At 60.8% G+C, this 19,049-nt stretch carries 15 protein-coding genes and 1 pseudogene; 8 read left to right on the forward strand and 8 right to left on the reverse strand.

Features of this window, described 5'->3' with window-relative positions; all coding sequences use genetic code 11:
• Positions 1–8 precede the first annotated feature (8 nt).
• Positions 9–2,501, forward strand: coding sequence for a DNA ligase D (ligD, locus tag G3A56_RS24975; RefSeq protein WP_082184783.1), 2,493 nt, complete (start codon positions 9–11; stop codon positions 2,499–2,501).
• Between the two features lie 4 nt (positions 2,502–2,505).
• Here the strand turns inward: ligD and ku are convergent, their stop codons facing one another.
• The 3 genes from ku to G3A56_RS24990 all read right to left on the reverse strand — a co-directional run bounded on the left by ku (position 2,506) and on the right by G3A56_RS24990 (position 5,044).
• Entirely contained in the window at positions 2,506–3,297 is a 792-nt protein-coding gene (gene ku, locus G3A56_RS24980) for a non-homologous end joining protein Ku (protein WP_082184782.1), read from the reverse strand.
• 98 nt (positions 3,298–3,395) lie between these two features.
• The gene (locus G3A56_RS24985; RefSeq protein ID WP_082184781.1) at positions 3,396–4,400 is read right to left on the reverse strand and encodes an inorganic phosphate transporter; all 1,005 of its coding nucleotides are present in this window, start codon (positions 4,398–4,400) and stop codon (positions 3,396–3,398) included.
• On the reverse strand, positions 4,400–5,044 hold the full coding sequence (locus G3A56_RS24990) for a DUF47 domain-containing protein (RefSeq protein WP_082184780.1): 645 nt from the start codon (positions 5,042–5,044) through the stop codon (positions 4,400–4,402). Before G3A56_RS24990 ends, G3A56_RS24985 begins: the two co-directional genes overlap by 1 nt.
• 113 nt (positions 5,045–5,157) lie before the next feature.
• On the opposite strand from G3A56_RS24990, the gene G3A56_RS24995 reads away from it, so the two are divergent.
• A complete protein-coding gene (locus G3A56_RS24995) occupies positions 5,158–5,700 on the forward strand; it encodes an NUDIX hydrolase (RefSeq protein ID WP_082184779.1) in 543 nt (180 codons plus the stop codon).
• A 15-nt stretch (positions 5,701–5,715) separates the two neighbouring features.
• Here G3A56_RS24995 and G3A56_RS25000 read toward each other — a convergent pair whose 3' ends face one another.
• Both G3A56_RS25000 and G3A56_RS25005 read right to left on the reverse strand, forming a co-directional pair.
• Positions 5,716–8,868: an efflux RND transporter permease subunit gene (locus G3A56_RS25000; RefSeq protein WP_082184778.1), complete on the reverse strand. Its 3,153-nt coding sequence runs from the start codon at positions 8,866–8,868 to the stop codon at positions 5,716–5,718.
• Between the two features lies 1 nt (position 8,869).
• On the reverse strand, positions 8,870–10,018 hold the full coding sequence (locus G3A56_RS25005; protein ID WP_082184777.1) for an efflux RND transporter periplasmic adaptor subunit: 1,149 nt from the start codon (positions 10,016–10,018) through the stop codon (positions 8,870–8,872).
• A 186-nt stretch (positions 10,019–10,204) separates the two neighbouring features.
• Here G3A56_RS25005 and G3A56_RS25010 point away from each other — a divergent pair, with 186 nt between their 5' ends.
• The 5 genes and pseudogenes from G3A56_RS25010 to G3A56_RS29370 all read left to right on the forward strand — a co-directional run bounded on the left by G3A56_RS25010 (position 10,205) and on the right by G3A56_RS29370 (position 14,313).
• Complete coding sequence (locus G3A56_RS25010) at positions 10,205–10,879, forward strand: response regulator transcription factor (protein WP_003499418.1); 675 nt, start codon at positions 10,205–10,207, stop codon at positions 10,877–10,879.
• Positions 10,876–12,216 carry a sensor histidine kinase gene (locus G3A56_RS25015; RefSeq protein WP_082184776.1) on the forward strand — a complete coding sequence of 447 codons (1,341 nt, stop codon included), beginning with the start codon at positions 10,876–10,878 and terminating at the stop codon, positions 12,214–12,216. The genes G3A56_RS25010 and G3A56_RS25015 overlap by 4 nt, the downstream gene beginning before the upstream one ends.
• Before the next feature lie 102 nt (positions 12,217–12,318).
• Positions 12,319–13,195: pseudogene (locus tag G3A56_RS25020) on the forward strand (DUF3313 domain-containing protein).
• A gap of 151 nt (positions 13,196–13,346) precedes the next feature.
• Positions 13,347–13,964, forward strand: a complete 618-nt coding sequence (locus G3A56_RS29365) for a DUF535 family protein (RefSeq protein WP_281357792.1) — start codon at positions 13,347–13,349, stop codon at positions 13,962–13,964.
• A gap of 1 nt (position 13,965) precedes the next feature.
• Positions 13,966–14,313, forward strand: a complete 348-nt coding sequence (locus tag G3A56_RS29370; RefSeq protein ID WP_281357793.1) for a VirK/YbjX family protein — start codon at positions 13,966–13,968, stop codon at positions 14,311–14,313.
• Here G3A56_RS29370 and G3A56_RS25030 read toward each other — a convergent pair.
• On the reverse strand, positions 14,293–15,213 hold the full coding sequence (locus G3A56_RS25030; protein ID WP_003499426.1) for a hydrogen peroxide-inducible genes activator: 921 nt from the start codon (positions 15,211–15,213) through the stop codon (positions 14,293–14,295). The genes G3A56_RS29370 and G3A56_RS25030 overlap by 21 nt on opposite strands.
• 215 nt (positions 15,214–15,428) lie before the next feature.
• On the opposite strand from G3A56_RS25030, the gene katG reads away from it, so the two are divergent.
• Complete coding sequence (gene katG / locus G3A56_RS25035) at positions 15,429–17,600, forward strand: catalase/peroxidase HPI (RefSeq protein ID WP_082184774.1); 2,172 nt, start codon at positions 15,429–15,431, stop codon at positions 17,598–17,600.
• Between the two features lie 227 nt (positions 17,601–17,827).
• Here the strand turns inward: katG and G3A56_RS28485 are convergent, their stop codons facing one another.
• Both G3A56_RS28485 and G3A56_RS25040 read right to left on the reverse strand, forming a co-directional pair.
• Positions 17,828–18,004 carry a hypothetical protein gene (locus tag G3A56_RS28485; RefSeq protein ID WP_170311461.1) on the reverse strand — a complete coding sequence of 59 codons (177 nt, stop codon included), beginning with the start codon at positions 18,002–18,004 and terminating at the stop codon, positions 17,828–17,830.
• 129 nt (positions 18,005–18,133) lie between these two features.
• Entirely contained in the window at positions 18,134–19,009 is an 876-nt protein-coding gene (locus tag G3A56_RS25040) for a helix-turn-helix transcriptional regulator (RefSeq protein WP_082184773.1), read from the reverse strand.
• Positions 19,010–19,049: the final 40 nt, after the last annotated feature.

The following is a 19,049-nucleotide window of genomic DNA, read 5'->3' on the forward strand; positions in this document are numbered from 1 at the left end:
GCTGATCCATGGGGTTGCAGACCTACAATGCCAAACGCAGTTTCGACAAGACGCCGGAGCCGAAAGGCGCGAAGGCCGAGGCTCAAGGATCGAGTTTCGTCATACAGAAGCATGATGCCCGCCGCCTGCATTACGATTTCCGACTGGAAATGGACGGCGTCCTTAAAAGCTGGGCGGTAACGCGGGGGCCGAGCCTCGACCCGGAAGACAAGCGCCTTGCCGTGCATGTCGAGGACCATCCCTTAAGTTATGGCGATTTCGAGGGTGTCATCCCGAAAGGACAATATGGCGGCGGCACCGTCATTGTCTGGGATCGCGGGATATGGCACCCGATCGGCGACGCGAAGAAGGGCTACCGCAAAGGCCATCTCGAATTCGAACTGGAAGGCGAAAAGCTCAAAGGCCGCTGGCATCTGGTGCGCATGCATGGAAAGCCCGGCGAAAGCCGCGAGAACTGGCTGCTGATCAAAGGCGACGACGAGGAGGCAAGGCATGATGCCGGTGTGGATATACTGGAGGAGCGGCCGGAATCGGTAAAGACCGGGCGCAGCGTCGAGGAGGTTGCGGCCAGTCCGAAGGACACCTGGAATTCCAAACCCGTATCGAAAAAAGCCGCAAGCTCTTCCTCGGGGCAAAAGCAGGCTCACGCCCTGCCCAAAGGCGCGCGCAAACAGGCGCTGCCGTCCTTCGTGCCGCCGGCGCTGGCGACGCTGAAACCCCGGCCACCCGAAGGTTCGCGCTGGCTGCATGAAATCAAGTTCGATGGTTATCGCCTTCAGGCCCGTATCGACCACGGCAAACTGCAGCTTTTGACCCGCACCGGATTGGATTGGACCGAGAAGTTCGGTGACACCGTGGCAGGCGCGCTCAAGGCGCTGCCGGCGGAAACGCTGCTGATCGACGGCGAAATCGTGGTTGAGCGGGAGAGCGGCGCTTCCGATTTTTCGGCCTTGCAGCAGGATTTGAGCGAAGGGCGCAGCGACCGCTTCGTTTTTTATGCCTTCGACCTGATCTATCTGGATGGCACCGATCTGCGCGGGGCGGCGCTGATGGATCGCAAGGCGCTGCTCGAAAAGCTGCTGCCCGCCGGCAACCGTCATCTTCGCTACAGCGAACATTTCGAGGAAAACGGTGGGCTTGTGCTCGACCATGCCTGCCGCCTCAGCCTTGAGGGTGTCATCTCCAAGGTCAGGGACAGCAAATATGTCTCGGGCCGCAAGGGCAACTGGGTGAAATCCAAGTGCTCGAAGCGGCAGGAATTCGTGATCGGCGGCTATACCCTGTCTTCCAGTTCGGACCATGCCATCGGCTCGCTGGCGCTAGGGGTCTATGAGGACGGCAAGCTGCGGCATGTCGGGCGCGTCGGCACCGGCTACACCGCTGAAGTCGCCGAAATGCTGCTTGGCCGCCTGACGCCGTTGGAGAGTAAGGAAAGCCCTTTTTCCGAAAAGCTGACGGCACTTGCCCGCCGCGACCTCCATTTCGTCCGGCCGGAACTGGTGGCCGAAGTGGAGTTTCGGGCATGGTCCGCGGATGGCAATCTGCGCCATGCATCTTTCCGGGGCCTGCGGGAGGATAAACCGGCGGGGGAAATCGAACGGGAGGAAAAAGCAGTGTCGGAACAAGGGACGCCGCAGTCAAAGATCAAGTTCACCCATCCGGACCGGCTTTATTGGCCGGATGACGGCGTGACCAAGGAAGGGCTTGCCGATTATTATACGCAGGTCTGGCGGTATATGGCTCCCTTCGTCGGCAACCGCCCTCTGGCATTACTGCGTTGTCCCGAAGGGATAGACGGGCAGCGTTTTTTCCAGAAACATGCCTGGCGCGGTGTCAACAAGGCGATCGAACAGATCAGGGATCCGAAGGACAAGGCTGGCGAACCGCTGATCCGGATTACCGATTTCGACGGCATGATGGCGCTGGTGCAATCCGCTGCGCTTGAAATTCATCCATGGGGCGCGACCACCGCGAACTGGGAAAAGCCCGACATGATCACCATGGATATCGACCCCGGCGAGGATGTGTCGTGGCAGGAGGTGATCGATTCCGCACTGGAACTGAAACGGCGTTTCGAAGAGGCCGGCCTTGCCGCCTTCGTGAAAACCTCCGGCGGCAAGGGACTGCATGTCGTCGCACCGTTGAAACCGGAAGCGGGATGGCCAGCCCTGAAGGCCTTTGCGAAGGCCATGGCGGATGACATGGCCATGGCAGAGCCCGAAAAATACCTCTCGGTGGCAACCAAGGCGAAACGCCAGGGCCGCATCTTCCTCGATTATCTGCGCAATGGCAGGGGCAATACGGCTGTCGCGCCCTATTCGACGCGCGCCCGGCCGGGAGCCGCCATTTCAGCGCCGATCGAATGGGCGGAACTCTCCGGCGAGATCGGTCCGGCTTACTTCACCGTCAACAATATCGGGGCAAGACTTTCCGCTCTGAAGAAGGACCCGTGGGACGGCTTTTTCGCCGCCGCCCGGCCGCTCCCAAAAAAGGCGCGCTGAAGCCTCAGTGTCTTTTGTCCGCGGCGAGGCTTTTCTTCAACGCATCCATGATGTTGATGACGTTGCCGCCGGTACGCGCTTTCGCGCCGGTCTTCTTTTCCGGGGAGGGAGCAGCCTTGCTCTTGGTTTTCAGCAGGGCGCTGATCTTTTTCTGGATCGGATCCTGCACCAGTGTCGGTTTCCACCCGGTCATCTGCTTGTCGATGCGTTTTTCCATCGCGTCCAGCAGCGGCTTTTCGATCTTCATCTTCGGGTCCAGCGCGTCGATGCTTTCGCGCACTTCCTCGCCATAATGCAGCGTCCAGAGGATGATGCCCTTGCCGGAGGGCTCCAGCAGCACCGCCCTTTCATGGCGATAGAGAACGAGCCGGGCGATGCCGACAACACCATTCGCCGACATGGCTTCCCGGATCACGCTGAAGGCTTCCGCGCCGATCTTGTCCTCCGGGCGCAGGAAGTGGGGACGGTCGTACCAGATCCAGTCGATGGAACCCGTGGGAACGAAGGTCTTAATGTCGATGGTGCGGGTGCTTTCGAGCGCAACCGCGTCGATCTCGTCATCCTCCAGCAGCACATAGTCGTCCTCGGCGCGGGGGAAACCCTTCACCTGGTTTTTTGCAGCTACCGGCTTGTGGGTGACGCTGTCGACATAGCGGCTTTCGACGCGATTGCCGGTCTTGCGATTGAGAATATGGAAGCGGTATTTGTTGCTGTCGGTGGTGGCGGGCGTCAGCGAAACGGAGGCCGTCACCAGCGACAGCTTCAGATAACCCTTCCAGAAAACCTGCCGTGCCATGATCCGCGATCCGCTTTGTCGCCCTCGTCTCCCGGATCAAACAGCCACAGGGTGGCTTTTGTTCCGGGAGCCTTGGCAAATCGCAAGCGGCTCAGGTGTCAGCCGAACAGCGATGTCAGCCCATAGACGGCTGCGGATATGAGGGCGGCGGCCGGCATGGTCACGACCCAGGCAATGACGATGTTGCCGGCAAGGCCCCAACGCACCGCCGAGACGCGGCGGGCGGCGCCGACGCCGATGATGGCACCCGTGATCGTATGGGTGGTCGACACCGGAATGCCGAGCCACGTCGCACCGAACAAAGTCAGCGCACCACCGGTTTCGGCGCAGAATCCCTGCATCGGGTTCAGCCGGGTGATTTTCGACCCCATGGTGTGCACGATGCGCCAGCCGCCGAACAGCGTGCCGAGCGCCATGGCCGACTGGCAGGAGATGACCACCCAGAACGGCACATAGAAGCTGTCGCCCAGATGCCCCTGGCTGAACAGCAGCACGGCGATGATGCCCATGGTCTTCTGCGCATCGTTGCCGCCGTGGCCGAGAGAGTAGAGCGAGGCGGAGATGAACTGCATGACGCGGAACGTGCGATCCACCGCAAAGGGCGTCTGGCGTACGAACAGCCAGGACACGGCGAGAACCAGCAAGAGGGCCAGGAAGAAGCCGATGGCGGGCGACATGAAGATCGCGCCCACGGTTTTCAGCAGACCCGACCAGACGATGGAATTGAAACCGACCTTGGCAAATCCCGCGCCGACGAGACCGCCGATCAGCGCATGCGACGAGCTGGAGGGAATTCCGAAAATCCAGGTGACGATGTTCCAGACGATGGCGCCCATCAGCGCCGCGAAGATGACCTGCGGCGAAACGATGCCGGGATCGATGATGCCGGTGCCGAGCGTTTCGGCCACATGCAGGCCGAAGAACAGGAAGGCGATGAAATTGAAGAAGGCCGCCCATGCCACCGCATATTGCGGGCGCAGCACGCGGGTGGAGACGATGGTGGCGATGGAATTTGCGGCGTCGTGGAGACCGTTCAGAAAATCGAAGAACAGCGCGATGGCGATGAGGCCGACAAGCAGCGGCAGTGCAAGCGCGACTTCCATCAGACGTTCTCGATAACGATGCCGCTGATCTCGTTGGCCACATCCTCGAAGCGGTCAACGACCTTTTCGAGTTCGCCGTAGATCTCGCTGCCGATCATATAGGCCATGGCATCGCCGGCCGCGCCATGGCGCCGGAAGAGGTCTTTGAGACCCTGATCGTGAAGTTCGTCGGAGCGGCCTTCGACACGGGTCACCTCTTCGGCAATCGCCGACAGGCGCTGGGCATTGGTGCCGACCTTTTCCAGAAGCGGAAGGGCTTCGGCAATCAGGTTTGCCGCGCGCACGATTTCATGGCCCATCTCGCGCATCAGCGGGTCGAACTGCGTTTGTTCGAAAAGGCGGATGGTCTTGACGGTCTTGTGCATCATGTCGATGGCGTCATCCATCGACTGGATCAGGTCCTTGATATCGCCACGATCAAAGGGCGTTATGAAGCTGCGGCGCACCGCAAGCAGCACATCGCGGGTAATATCATCCGCCTGGTCTTCGAGGGCGACGATGAGGTCGCAGTTTTTCTCGACGTCGACGCCGCTCAAAAGGTGGTCCAGAGCTGCTGCCGCTTTGACGACGGTTTCCGAATGTTTGCTAAACAGGTCGAAGAAACGGTCCTCGCGCGGCATCAGCTTGCGAAAAATGCTCATCATGCGAATTGGCCCTCAATGGCGCTTTATTAGTTGTGGGGGGTGATTGTCATAAAACTGTCATAAATGCACGCAGGGCATTGATGCAACCCGGAAAATCAGCACTATCAACGGATATGAAATCCACGAAGAAAAGCCGGAAAGCCCGTCCGGCGCGTCCCCTGACATTGCTCCAGCAGCTCGCTGCGGTTCCCGAAAAGCTCTTCACCGGCGCTTTCCGGCAGCAATATGCCGCCCTGTGCTTCCGTTATGCCGGCAGCGGCGAAGAGATCGAAATCCTCGTTGTCACCTCCCGCGTCACGGCGCGCTGGATCATTCCGCGCGGCTGGCCGATGAAACGCAAGAAGCCGCACCAGGCCGCCGCAATCGAGGCATGGGAGGAGGCGGGCGTGCGCGGCCGGGTCAAAAAAGAGGCGGTCGGCCGCTACACCTATCTCAAGATGCTCGACAATGGTGATGTCGTTCCCTGCGTCGTCGATGTCTTCCAGATCGAGGTGACCGGGGAGGAAGCGAGTTTCAAGGAGCGCGGCGAACGCCTCGTCGAATGGGTTCGCCCGGACGAGGCGGCAAGACGCGTCCGGGAAATCGAGCTGAAGTCGCTCCTGGTCGATTTTCGCCCGAAGGGCAAAAAGAAGCGCCAGGCAGAGGACAGGCCCTGACCGCAAATCCCGTGGTCAAGTCTGCGACGGTGATGCCGGATGGTCTGCCAATCCGGTTTCGCCCGTCTCATCCGGCGCTTTCGGCAGCAGGCGGGCGAAACGCCGGGTGATGCTGTCGATATAGGACAGGATCACCGGCACGACGATCAGGGTGAGCAGGGTGGAGCTGATGAGGCCGCCGACCACCGCATGCGCCATCGGTGCGCGCTGTGCGCCGCCACCGCCAATGGCGAGCCCAAGCGGGATCATGCCGGCGATCATTGCAAGCGTCGTCATGACGATCGGACGGAAGCGGATGACGCCGGCGCTTGCCAGCGCCTCGTTCAACGACAGCCCCCGTTTTCTTTCGCGATTGGCAAAATCGACCAGCAATATGCCGTTCTTGGTAACTAGGCCCATCAACATGATGAAACCGATCAGTGAGAACATGTTGATCGTGCTGCCGGCCACCATCAATCCGAGGATGACGCCGATGAGCGACAGCGGTAGCGACGCCATGATGGCGAGTGGTTGCAGGAAGCTGCCGAATTGCGAGGCGAGCACGATGTAGATGAAGATGACCGCCATGACGAGCGCCTTGACCATGTGCCCAACCGTTTCCTGCATGGTTTCGGCTTCGCCTCCGAAGCGGATGCGGTAACCGTCAGGCAGATCGCGGGAGGCGGTCAGGCTCTGCAACGCATTTGTCACGTCCCCAAGCGTGCGGCCGCTGACATTGGCCGAAACAAGCACTTCGCGGCGGTTCTCGATGCGGCGGATTTCGGCGGGCGCCGGCACGGTGGCGATATCGGCGACCTGATCGAGACGCACCATGAGGGGCGCGCCGTTCGCTGCCGTGCGGCTGGTCGCGATCATCAGTTCACCCAGCGCCGTCGTATCGGAACGCCGCTCACCGGGCAGGCGCACGACGATGTCGTAGCTCGTGCCGTCCGTATCCGTCCATTTCGAGACGTCCTCGCCCCCGACGAGAGGAGAGAGTGCGGCGGCAAGATCGGATCTGGCAATGCCGAGATCGCTGGCCGCATCGCGTTTGAGGCGGATGGACAGGATCGAGGTCACGTTCTTGGCGCTGGACGTGACATCCACAAGACCGGGGATTTTTTTCATGTCCTGCACGAGACCGGCGGCGATTTTTTCGAGGATCGCCCGGTCGTCGCCGAGGATGCTGAGCTGCACCGGACTTTCGCCACCGCCTAGGCCGTTCTGCTGGATTGCGACGTCGATGCCGGGTATGGCCGACAGGCGCTTTCGGACGGGATCGGCGAGCGTCACCGGGGTTCGCGTGCGCGCCGAAAGCGGCACCAGCCCGACCTGAACGGCGGCGCGATGTTTGCCGGCGGCACCACCGGTATTGACGGTGGAATAAAGCATTTCGACCTCCGGGAATTCCCTGAGCGCCTTCTCGACCTGTCGTACCTTCGCCGTCGTGTAGTCCAGCGAGGAGCCGACCGGTGCCGTAATGCTGACCTGGAAGCGGCCTTCATCCGTATCTGGCACAAATTCCGCGCCGACCAGCGGCACCATGAACAGGCTGCCGACAAAGATGCCGATCGTTGATAACAGGGTGACGAGCCGGTGGCGTAATGTCCAGCCGATCGCAAGCCGGTAGCGCTCGGCCAGCCACTCGAAACCGCGGTCGAAACGGGCGATCAGCCGGCCGATTGGGCCACGCCGGGCGTCGGGTTGCGAATCCGGATCGTACCAGAGGCTGGACAGCATCGGATCGAGCGTGAAGGCGACGAAGAGCGAGATCAGCACGGCGGCCGATACGGTGACGCCGAACTCGTAGAAGAAACGGCCGATAATGCCGTCCATGAAGGCGACCGGTAGGAAGACCGCCACGATGGTTGCCGTTGTCGCGATCACCGCAAGCCCGATTTCATTCGTGCCGTCGAGTGCCGCGCGGATATGGGATTTCCCCATGTGCAGGTGGCGGGTGATGTTTTCACGCACGACGATAGCGTCGTCCACCAGAATGCCGATGGAAAGCGTGAGCGCCAGGAGGCTCAGCGTATTGAGCGTGAAGCCGAGAAGATCGATGACCGCGAGCGTGCCGATGATGGCGATCGGCAACGTCAGTCCGGTGATGACCGTGCTGCGCCAGGAATTGAGAAACAGGAAGACGATGGCGACGGCGAGCGCGGCTCCTTCGATCAGGGTCATCTGCACCTGGGTGACCGACTCCCTGATGGGAACGGAAGAGTCGGTAACGATGCGCAATTGCACGTTTTTCGGGGCGAGCTCGGCATTGAGCATTTCGAGGCGCTGCCTCACATCCGTCACGACCTGAGCCGTATTGGCGTCCTGAACCTTGACGATGTCGATCGCCAGCGCCGTCTGGCCATTATAGAGGGCGCGGTTTTCAGGATCGGCGGCGCCTTCGGAAATCGAGGCGACATCGCGAAGGTAGATGGCCGCGCCGCCACGCCTTGCGACCACCATGTCCAGCAGCGCCTGCGGGTCCTCGATGCGGCCCCGCACCTGCACCGTGCGTTCTGAAACAGTGTCGATGACGCTTCCGGCCGGGCTGTTGCCGTTGCCGGTGCGCAGCGCGCTCACCACGTCATTGATGCCCACCTTGAGCGCGCGCATGCGCGTGTCGTCGATCGTGACATCGATCTGCCGCTTGCGGGCGCCGACCAGCGTTGCCTGCCCGACGCCGGCAACGGTCGTCAGTTGCCGTAATACCTTCTGGTCGGCAAGGGTGCTGAGCGCGGGTACATCAAGCGATGTCGAACTGATCGCCAAAGACAGGATCGGCTCGGCGGCGGGATCGAACCGCGAGATGACCGGTTTTTTGACATCCTCGGGGAAATTCGCCTCGATGGCGGCGACCTTGTCGCGCACGTCCTGTGCGGCCGCGGCACTTTTAACCTCGAGCTTGAATTTCGCGACGACGACGGAGCGCCCTTCGTAAGAGGTGGAGTTGATCTCGTCGAGGCCGCCTATGGCATTCAGCGCATCCTCGACCGGTCGCGTCACTTCCGTCTCCACCGTTTCCGGCGTGGCACCGGGATAGGCGGTGACTACCACCACGACCGGAACGTCGACATTGGGATATTGATCGAGCCCCAGCCGCTGCAGCGAAAAGGCGCCGATGACCAGAAGCGCCACCATCATCATGGTTGCGAAAACGGGATGGGCGACGGATATGCGGGTCAAGAACATGTCAGCCTGCCTTCTCGACGGTGACGGCCATATCGGGCTGCAATTCGGGAAGCGGCGCTGTCAGGATGGTTTCACCATCGGTAAGCCCCGCGCCGATCTCGATCAGGCTGCCGCCGTTCCAGCGCGGTCCCACCGCCACCGTCTGGCGACGAAGATGGCCGTTCTGGACCTTGAGCACATGATAGCCGGTCTCATCCTTGCGCAACGCGATTGCGGGAACGACGAGGGCATCGTTTTTTTCGCGCACGAGGATCGATCCGCTTGCGAACATGCCACCCCATAATTGCCCGTCGCGATTGGCAAGCCGCAGATAGACGGCGACGAAGCGCGTACCATCCTCGGCAACCGGGCTGATACGCTCGACGGTGCTTTTGACGGTCTGGCCACCGAGCCCGTCAATCTCCAGCTCCGCCGTCTGGCCAAGGGCGACGCGCGGAATATCCCGTGTAGCAACGAGGACCTTCGCCTCCAGCGCGCTGGTATCGACCAGCGTGAGCAGTTCGCCATCACTTCCAACGCGAGACCCCGGTTCGGCCAGCCTGCGGGTGACGGTGCCATCGAAAGGCGCGCGGATTTCGGCGTTGCGCAGGGCAAGGCGGGCGATATCCACCTGCGCCGAAAGGCTCTGGACCCTTGCCGTCTTGACCACGACATCGCTTTTCGCCTTGTCGAGCTGCTCTGCCGACGCGATGTTTTTCGAGGCGAGCTGTTCGGTTCGGGCGAGCGCCTGCATCGCCAGCGTCAGCTCGGCCTCGGCTGCATCCCGATCGCTTTGGCGCAAGAGCAGCGTCGATTGCAGTTCGTCAGTTTCGAAACGCACGAGCACGTCGCCCGCATGCACCGCCTGTCCTTCCCGGACGCTCACCCCTAGAATTTTTCCGGGCTCGCGGGCGCGCATCACCACACGGTTGACCGGCTGAAGCTCGCCGCTGATGCTGAGCCGCTCCACCATTACGCGGGTGCCGATCTTGGCTATTTCCGCTGCCGTCAGTTCGAACGGGATACCGGCCGGGCTCATCGATGCGGCTGCGACGATACCCTTGACGCGCTCATTCGCATCGACGCTGCCGCGCGCCGGATCGAGAGCGGTGACAACGAGAGCGCAGCCTGCAAGCGCTATCCCCGCCTTGATCGTTCTCTTCATCCACATATCGTAATCCTCCAGGCAAAACACATCCTGCGACCGCCCGTCTGGCGGTCATGTCGCCTGTCTCTCAGGCTGATGGATGACGAATAGCCCCCACAATTGCAGCAGCATTACCCTGCTGCGCGGTCTCTGCCGCAATACTGCCGCAACCTTTCTGGCAGACAAGGGATGGCGAAGGGACGGTGATGCATGAGACTTCTGCTAATCGAAGACGAACAGGAAATGGCGGATGCGCTGACGGCAACGCTCGGCAGGCAGGGCATCGTCATCGACCATACGATGTGGCTTGGCGACGCGATGGAGCTGACGCGCCAGCATGTCTATGACGCCATCCTGCTCGACCGTCGTCTGCCTGACGGGGAGGGGCTCACCTTCATCCCGCAGCTGCGCCGTGCCGGCATAGATACGCCGATCATCCTGTTGACGGCGATGAACGAGCCGGAAGAGCGGATTGCCGGACTGGACGGCGGCGCCGATGACTATCTGGGCAAGCCGTTTCTCATCGGTGAGCTTCTGGCGCGGGTACGTGCGGTCCTGAGAAGGCCGGCAAGTGTGGCCCCAACGCAGGTCGCGGCCGGCCGGATCGTGATCGATCCGCTTCACCTCAGCGTCACGATCAATTCGATGCCGTTTGACCTGCCAAGGCGCGAGCTCATGATACTGGTCGCGCTGGCGAAACGAAAAGGCAAATCCGTGCTGCGTTCGACGCTGGAGGCCGCGGTCTACAATTACGAGGAGGAAATCCAGTCCAATGCGCTCGACGCGCATATATCGCGGCTGCGAAAACGCCTGCTCGACGCCTCGGCCGGCGTGAGCGTTCACAATATTCGCGGCGTCGGTTATCTCCTGAAGGAAGAGGCATGAGAGCGCAGGGCAAGTCCAATCCGTCACTATGGTGGCAATTGAGCTGGCAGCTCAGCATTGTCGTTGCCGCCATGATCGCCGTGGTCATCATCGGTCTTTGCATTTACGGTGTGACGGTCGTCTCACCCGGCATAGGGCTCTTGGACAACCTGCCGGCAACGCTTGACGAGTCGCTTTCACTCGATCCACAGAAGGGGCTCATCATTACCGAGGGGCCGGCGCTGCGCGCCTTGCAGGCGGAAAATCAAAAGCTCTGGTTCGTGGCCTCCACGCTTGACGGACGGGCTGTGACCTATGGCAACGTGCCGGCGGTCTATGCCGAACTGTCACGCTACGTTCATATGATGACAGACGCCGATATTCGCGGCGGTACCGGCATTTCCGAGGTTGCTCTGGCGGAAACCATCGACACCGCGTTGGGACCCATCAGAGTGATGTTCGGTGGAAGCTCGCATGTAAGAGCGTCGTTTCTGACACTTCTTGTAGGGACTGCGCCGATTTACATTCCGCTGCTGGCGGTCATCCTGCCTGCGGTTTTCTTCTCCGTGCCGCGCATCGTGCGCCGGGCGCTCGCCGGCCTCAGTTCCGTCGTCAAAAAAGCGCCGGAGATCGACCCGCGGCAGCCGGGCTCGAAACTTCCCGTCGAGGACGTGCCGCGGGAAGTCGTGCCCTTGATCCTCTCCTTTAACAGCATCCTCGAGCGGCTTGAAGAGCAGTTCCGGGCGCGACAGCGTTTCCTCATCGACGCCGCGCATGAGCTCAGAACGCCGATTGCCATCATGCAGACCCGGATAGAGGGTCTGCCGGGACCGGAGCAGCAACGCCTGATGGAGGATGTCGCCCGGCTTGGCGAAACCGCCGAACAGCTTCTGGCCTTCGAGCGCAACGATCAGGTGAACGACCGGCGCGAGACGGTGGACCTGGTCGAGATCGCCCGCACCGTGGTTGCGGATCTTGCGCCTCTCGCGATTTCGGCGGGTTACGATATCTCCTTCGAAACACAGGTCTCGCATCATGAGATGCAGGGCAACCCCTTCGCGCTGCCGCGCGCCATCAGCAACATCGTGCGCAACGCCATCGATCATGGTGGAAACAGAGGGATGATCCACGTGGCGGTTCTCGCAAGCGGCGAGATCGCCATTTCCGACGAGGGGCAGGGAATAGCCGAAGATCAGCAGGAGCGGATATTCGAGCCATTCTATCGCGTTACGCCGCGTAGCACAGGAGCGGGGCTCGGTCTCAGCCTCGTCAAGCAGATCATCGCGAACCACAACGGTGAGATCATTCTGGAAAGCACGGCTTTCGGAAGCACCTTCCGGCTCCGTTTCTCACCGTAATTTTGCGCACCGGTTTTCGCGGGGCGCACATGTAATGCTGCCGCAATTTTAGCTGTCGTAGGGTGTGGGCACAGGGGCAATCATGCCAAGCGGAGTAATGCAGTGAGCCACCAGCGGAATCTCTTCCCCGGCCTTCAGGCGACAAGACGGCGCGCAGCCGCAATATCGCTTTTGCCACCTTGCCATTCGCCATCATCATGTCCGGCTGCACATCCGTGCCGCTCAAGGAAGGGGGACACTCACCTCCTACGCGCAGCTCAGCCCGGCCAAGGGCAAGTTCACCAAGTCACGGATATTCGTGGATGCCAAGGGGCTGGCGGCCGTCAAAACGGTCGCCATCGTGCCGACCACCTTTTCCTTCGCCGCCGCCGCGCGCGTGACATCGGAAAAGGACCGGACGCTTGTTTCAAATGCGCTGGATCGCGCCGTCTGCGTGGCTTTGAGCGATAAATACCGGATCGCCGCCCTTGGTCAGCCGGCGGATATGACGGTGCGAACCGTCATTACCGATCTGGTGCCGACCGACAAGACCATGGCCGGCGTATCGACAGCCGTTTCGCTCGGCAGCAATTTCGTGCTGCCGGTTGGCGTGCCGCGCCTGCCCGTCGGTCTCGGCGGCCTCGCCGTCGAAGCGGAGGCGGTGGACAATGCCGGCGTTCAGCGTGCGGCGGCCGTCTGGTCGAAGGGTGCGAACTCCTTCACCGACAGCGCCCGCGTTTCGCAAATCGGTGATGCCTACGGGCTTGCGGCCGATTTTGCCAACCACTTCGCGCGCATTCTGGTTACCGGCAAAGAATCCGAGGGCCTGGACATGTCACTCCCGTCCGGCCACCGCATCAAATCGGCGCTGGGCGGAAAGCCCAAATATGCCGAATGCGATGCTTACGGCCGCTCGCGCGGTTTGCAGGGCATGGTGGCCGACCAGTTCGGTGCGCCGCCCGAATGGACCGAAAAAGACGCAAAGCCGCGACCTCAATAGGACGACCGGTCTCTGCCGGGCTGGAACTCGCGCCATAAATCGGTGTCGTGCGACCACGCTCGGCGGAGTCATGATCCAAATTCTCATGAAACTTATATAAATTACTAATATAATTCGGAATTATTAAATGCAGCATATAGATATTTCCGCCTTGGAGGCGGAGAAATCCCTTTCCGGATCAGAATTGATTTCCCTCGCTTCAGAGATGGCATCCGTCGATTGCCCGGAGCCGCACCGGTTTTCAATGGGATGGAATATCGCCACCTTCATCCTGCGCGCCCATTGGAAACGAGGCCTGCTTTTCTGGATGCGCTTTGCTGCGCATCCCTTCACGACCTTTCGATGGTGGCGGTATCTCGAGCGGTTTTCAGTCGAGCGAAACCTGCCTTTACCGCATGACGCGCTTCTTCAAAAACCCCTGTCGAAATTCCTCATGGGCAGAATCTCCTACCGAAAGCGACTTGATTTCCTGATGGATAATTTCGTGCTCGCCAGCGAGTGTTTCGCAGCGGACACCATGGCCGCGCTTTGGGCTGGGAAGACGATGGAGATTGGCACCGTAAGCGGCCGTGGCGACGTGTATCGCTGCACTCTGGCCCTGGCGGATCTCTGCGGCGGCCGGCACGAGGGCGCTTTCGCGGTGAGACTGATCCGCGCGCGCGACGACACCATCCTCTGGACGGTCAAGTTCATTTTCGCAGCACAGCGCCAGGGGAAGACTGGACGGTTGTGGTCGGGGGATGCAGGGACCGCGCGCCGCAAAACATGAGATGGTGGCTGTCACCCGCGACCTGTCGGGCCTTCGCCCGAAGGAGGCGGTGCTGATGGTCCTGCAAGGGTTTTTGCCGGGGAATGCAGGCGCGTATTTTGCAATCGACCACGCCAGGCATCCGATCATGCGCCGTCGCGCGAAGCGGCAAAAAATGTTGCTGGCGGATATCGACGCCTTCTGGCGGGAACGCTGCGCCGAACCGGATGACATTTTCGGTTTCAAGGTGCCTGTCTCCGCGCTTGGCGGTGCGGACAAGCGCAGCCACATGAAGCTCGCATTCTTCAGCCTCGCTGAGAGATTTTGCGAGAGCAGGTCCAGCGACACTCTAGGTTTCGGGCGCGACTGAGAGGCCCAGTTTCTGCAAGCCGCATTCCCGCACGATTTCGGCGATGTGGGTAAATTGCGCCGAAAGCGGATTGCTCTTGCGCCACACCATGCCGATGGTTCGCGAGGGCCGCGGTTCCGCCAGCCGGAACACCGAAACGGTGGATTGCCGGGTTTCCATATCGACGGCCATCTGCGGGATGAGCGTGACGCCGATGCCGGCGCCGACCATCTGCACCAGCGTCGAAAGGGAGCTGCCCTCCATCAGCACCCGCGGCGGCGCATTGGTGGTGCTGCAGAAAGACAGCGCCTGATTGCGGAAACAATGGCCTTCCTCCAGTAGCAGCAGGCGCATTTCGCCAAGTTTGTCGGCACTGGGCACCGGCATGCCCGCATCCTCCATCGGCCGCACCAGAATGAATTCCTCTGAAAACAGCGGGACCTCTTCCAGCGACGCTTCGGACACCGGAAGGGCGACGATTGCCATATCCAGCCGGGCTTCCAGAAGGTCCTCGATGAGTTTCTGCGTCACCGCCTCACGCGGGCGCGCCTCCAGTCCGGGATAATGCCGGGTGAGTGTCTTGATGACCTGTGGTAAAAGATAGGGTGCTACGGTTGGAATGACGCCGATGCGCAGGCGGCCGCTGAGAGGACCATGTCGCGCCCGTGCCAGATCCTGCAACTCATCCACCGAGCGCAGGATTGAACGGGTGCGCTCGGCAAATTCTTCGCCAAGAGCGGTGAGCCTGATCTGCCGGCTGCCGCGTTCGACGAGCGGCGCGCCGATCAATTCCTCAAGTTCCCGGATCTGCAGCGAAAGGGCTGGCTGGGAAATGGCGCAGGCTTCCGCCGCCCGACCGAAATGGCCGATCTTGGCCAGAGCGTCGAAATAGCGGAGGTGTTTCATGGAAAGAGCAATCATAAGCTCAGCATATCGCAGCCTTTAGAATATACAATTGGAAATTATGGAACCCGGCTGTTAGTCATCTTCATGACAGAAACAGGATGTAGCGATGAAGGATCGCCAAACCCGCTATGCGGTGTTCATCGGATGGCCTGCTGCGGGTTCTGGCGCCAACATGCTGCACATGTCGCAATGATTATTTTGTTTAATTGCTAAACCCATCGGAGGGCGAAATGGACGCAACTTCAAAACCGGCTGGCAAGTGTCCCGTCATGCATGGAGGCAACACGGCCTCCGGTAAATCGGTGACCGAATGGTGGCCGAATGCGCTGAACCTCGACATCCTGCATCAGCACGACACCAAGACCAATCCGCTCGGCACCTCCTTCAACTACCGTGAAGCGCTGAAGACGCTCGACGTCGAGGCCCTGAAGGCCGATCTGCGCGCCCTGATGACCGACAGCCAGGAGTGGTGGCCGGCCGACTGGGGCAGCTATGTGGGCATGATGGCCCGCGTTACCTGGCATGCGGCCGGCTCCTACCGCGTAACGGACGGTCGTGGCGGCGCCAACACCGGCAACCAGCGCTTTGCGCCGTTGAATTCCTGGCCTGACAATGTCAACACCGACAAGGGCCGCCGCCTGCTGTGGCCGATCAAGAAGAAATACGGCAACAAGATTTCCTGGGCTGACCTCATCGCGCTGGCCGGAACGATCGCTTACGATGTTGCCGGTCTCAAGACCTTTGGTTTCGCTTTCGGTCGCGAGGATATCTGGGCACCGGAAAAGGACACCTATTGGGGTGACGAAAAGGAATGGCTGGCGCCGAGCGACGGCCGTTACGGCGACGTGACCAAGCCCGCGACGCTGGAAAACCCGCTTGCCGCCGTGCAGATGGGCCTCATCTATGTCAACCCGGAAGGCGTCAACGGCAAGTCCGATCCGCTGGCGACGGCGGCGCAGATGCGCGAGACCTTTGCCCGCATGGGCATGGATGACGAGGAAACCGTGGCTCTCACCGCCGGTGGCCACACCATCGGCAAATCCCACGGCAATGGCAGCGCCGCCAATCTCAGCCCCGATCCGGAAGCTGCAGGCCCGGAATATCAGGGTCTTGGCTGGATCAACACCCAGGGCCGCGGTATTGGCCGCGACACGGTCGTGTCGGGTATCGAAGGCGCGTGGACGAGCGAACCGACCAAGTGGGACAACGGCTTCTTCGACATGCTCTTCAAGCATGAGTGGACATTGACGCACAGCCCCGCCGGTGCATCGCAATGGGCGCCGATCACGATCGCCGAAGAGGACAAGCCGGTTGACGTCGAGGATTCCTCGATCCGCACCATACCGATGATGACCGATGCCGACATGGCCCTGAAGGTCGATCCGATCTACCGCGAGATTTCGCTGAAGTTCAAGGACGATCAGGATCATTTCTCCGACGTCTTCGCCCGCGCCTGGTTCAAGCTGACCCATCGCGACATGGGTCCGAAGGCCCGTTACATCGGTCCCGACGTTCCGACTGAGGACCTGATCTGGCAGGATCCCATCCCGGCCGGTTCTGCGAGCTACGATGTTGCCGCGGTAAAGGCGAAGATCGCTGCTTCCGGTCTGCCTGTTGCCGATCTGGTCTCGACCGCATGGGATAGCGCCCGCACCTTCCGTGGTTCGGACAATCGCGGCGGCGCCAATGGTGCCCGTATCCGCCTCGCACCGCAGAAGGACTGGGAAGGCAACGAGCCCGCCCGTCTTTCCCACGTGCTCTCGGTTCTGGAACCGATTGCCCGTGAAACCGGCGCGAGCATTGCGGATGTGATTGTTCTCGCCGGCAATTACGGTGTGGAACAGGCGGCGAAAGCTGCCGGCTTCGACATCGCCGTGCCTTTCGCACCCGGCCGTGGCGATGCCTCCGCCGAGCAGACCGACGCGGACAGCTTTGCACCGCTCGAGCCGCTGGCGGATGGTTTCCGCAACTGGGTAAAGAAGGACTATGTCGTCAGCCCTGAAGAACTGCTTCTGGACCGCGCACAGCTTCTAGGCCTCACCGCGCCGGAACTGACGGTTCTCATCGGCGGCCTGCGCGTCATCGGCGCCAACTACGGCGGCGCGGCCCATGGTGTGTTCACGCAGACCCCCGGTTCGCTCACCACCGACTTCTTCGCAACGCTGACGGATATGGCCTATTCCTGGGTTCCGACCGGCGGCAATCTCTACGAGATCCGCGATCGCAAGTCCGGAGCAACGCGCTATACGGCGACGCGCGTAGACCTAGTGATCGGCTCCAACTCGATCCTGCGTGCCTATGCGGAAGTTTACGCGCAGGACGACAACAAGGAAAAGTTCGTTCGCGATTTCATCGCCGCCTGGACGAAGGTGATGAACGCTGACCGTTTCGACCTTCTCTGATCGGAAGTGAAACGAACCCGATAAAAAGCACCTTCCTGAGCAATCAGGGAGGTGCAAGTAGATAGATTGTTGCCCGAACTCGACGTCATCCTCGGGCTTGACCAGAGGATCCATCCCCGTCAAATCGCTTGAGACATTTGTGGACCCCCGGAACAAACCCGAGGATGACGGAGGAGAAGGATTCAGAAGTTTTTGGCTTGAATGTAAAGCCGCGCAACCTCACCAACTTATCTACGGTCCGAGGACTTTATCGGTTTGTCCGGGGATGATTTTTCGGCTTTCCCCGACGGCGCTTTGCCGCCCTTTTCATTTTCATGGGCAGCCGGCCCCGCGACGATGACGCCGCGGCCCTGTTCTTGGCGCTTCTTGTCGGCGAAATCGCCCGGTTCCTTTTTGTCGTTCATTGTCATCTCCTTCGTGATTTCATTCATCTGGAGATCAACGGATGGCCGGTGCGGAGGTTCCAGGGCTTACTTTGTTGCGGGATCGCATGGCAACATGACAATGCTTGCATTCCAATCATGGAACAGAACTCACGGCCATGCCGCATAGGACGGCGGCGGTATGGTCTGCATGCGCATCCCCATTCGCCGGAAACGTCCGGGTGAGGTGCCCTCGTTGCGGGTGAAGAAGCGGTTGAAATATCCCGGGTCCTGAAATCCCAATCGAAACGCGATTTCAGCAACTTGCAGTGAAGAGTTGAGAAGAAGGTCGCGGGCTTCGGAAAGCAGTTCGCGGTGAATATAGGCCTGTGGTGAAAGCCCTGTCGCCTTGCGCACCGCAAATCCGAGGCGTTCACGGTTGACGCCGAGTTGCCCCGCATAGTCTTCCACGTCCCATTGGTCGCGCTTGTGCTGGCTGACCAGCAGCACAAACCGCTCGGTAAGGCTGCCCGCCGTGGAAGCCGCACCTGCAACGTCGGCCATGGCGCGCTGGCAGATGCGGATAAGGGTGACGGATAACAGGCTGGCGATGATCGTATCCGAGCCGGTTGTCGACCGGAAATTTTCATCCGCGATGGTGTCGAGATAACCCGCCAGTTCCTTCCGATCCTTTTCCGTCAGCGTTTGTGTCAGGACGCGCTGCAATGTGCTTCGCACCGTCATGGCGCTCGTTCCGGTCGGCATGGCGTGCGCAAGGCCGATTTCGGTCGTTTTCAGCAGCGATCCGCGACTGCCGGCATGGAGCCTCAGGCGGCCGACTGGACCGGCGGAGGGCAACCAGGCAAGCCCCGGTGCGGTAATGACAAGTGTCCTTTCTCCCTGAACGATCTCCGCTTCCCCGGCAGAGAGGAGGACAAGATGGGCTCCGCCGCGTTCCAGTTTGAACTCAGACACGCGTAGCGACGAGGTGAGCATGCGCGCCGTCGTCTCAATCCTGTTTGCAGCTATCTGGCTGTGAAGCGGCATTCATCCCCCAAAAGTACAATAATGCACTACACTAGTGCAT

This window comes from Rhizobium oryzihabitans, assembly GCF_010669145.1.
Classification (GTDB): Bacteria; Pseudomonadota; Alphaproteobacteria; order Rhizobiales; family Rhizobiaceae; genus Agrobacterium; species Agrobacterium oryzihabitans.

Bases quoted from the DNA above. Each gene is read 5' to 3' on its own strand.
- G3A56_RS24995 (WP_082184779.1), top strand. From the start codon at position 5,158: ATGAAATCCACGAAGAAAAGCCGGAAAGCCCGTCCGGCGCGTCCCCTG.
- G3A56_RS24985 (WP_082184781.1), bottom strand. From the start codon at position 4,400: ATGGAAGTCGCGCTTGCACTGCCGCTGCTTGTCGGCCTCATCGCCATC.
- G3A56_RS29370 (WP_281357793.1), top strand. From the start codon at position 13,966: ATGGTGGCTGTCACCCGCGACCTGTCGGGCCTTCGCCCGAAGGAGGCG.
- ku (WP_082184782.1), bottom strand. From the start codon at position 3,297: ATGGCACGGCAGGTTTTCTGGAAGGGTTATCTGAAGCTGTCGCTGGTG.
- G3A56_RS25015 (WP_082184776.1), top strand. From the start codon at position 10,876: ATGAGAGCGCAGGGCAAGTCCAATCCGTCACTATGGTGGCAATTGAGC.
- ligD (WP_082184783.1), top strand. From the start codon at position 9: ATGGGGTTGCAGACCTACAATGCCAAACGCAGTTTCGACAAGACGCCG.
- G3A56_RS25030 (WP_003499426.1), bottom strand. From the start codon at position 15,213: ATGATTGCTCTTTCCATGAAACACCTCCGCTATTTCGACGCTCTGGCC.
- G3A56_RS25010 (WP_003499418.1), top strand. From the start codon at position 10,205: ATGAGACTTCTGCTAATCGAAGACGAACAGGAAATGGCGGATGCGCTG.
- G3A56_RS25005 (WP_082184777.1), bottom strand. From the start codon at position 10,018: ATGTGGATGAAGAGAACGATCAAGGCGGGGATAGCGCTTGCAGGCTGC.
- G3A56_RS25000 (WP_082184778.1), bottom strand. From the start codon at position 8,868: ATGTTCTTGACCCGCATATCCGTCGCCCATCCCGTTTTCGCAACCATG.
- G3A56_RS25040 (WP_082184773.1), bottom strand. From the start codon at position 19,009: ATGCCGCTTCACAGCCAGATAGCTGCAAACAGGATTGAGACGACGGCG.
- G3A56_RS28485 (WP_170311461.1), bottom strand. From the start codon at position 18,004: ATGAACGACAAAAAGGAACCGGGCGATTTCGCCGACAAGAAGCGCCAA.
- G3A56_RS24990 (WP_082184780.1), bottom strand. From the start codon at position 5,044: ATGATGAGCATTTTTCGCAAGCTGATGCCGCGCGAGGACCGTTTCTTC.
- katG (WP_082184774.1), top strand. From the start codon at position 15,429: ATGGACGCAACTTCAAAACCGGCTGGCAAGTGTCCCGTCATGCATGGA.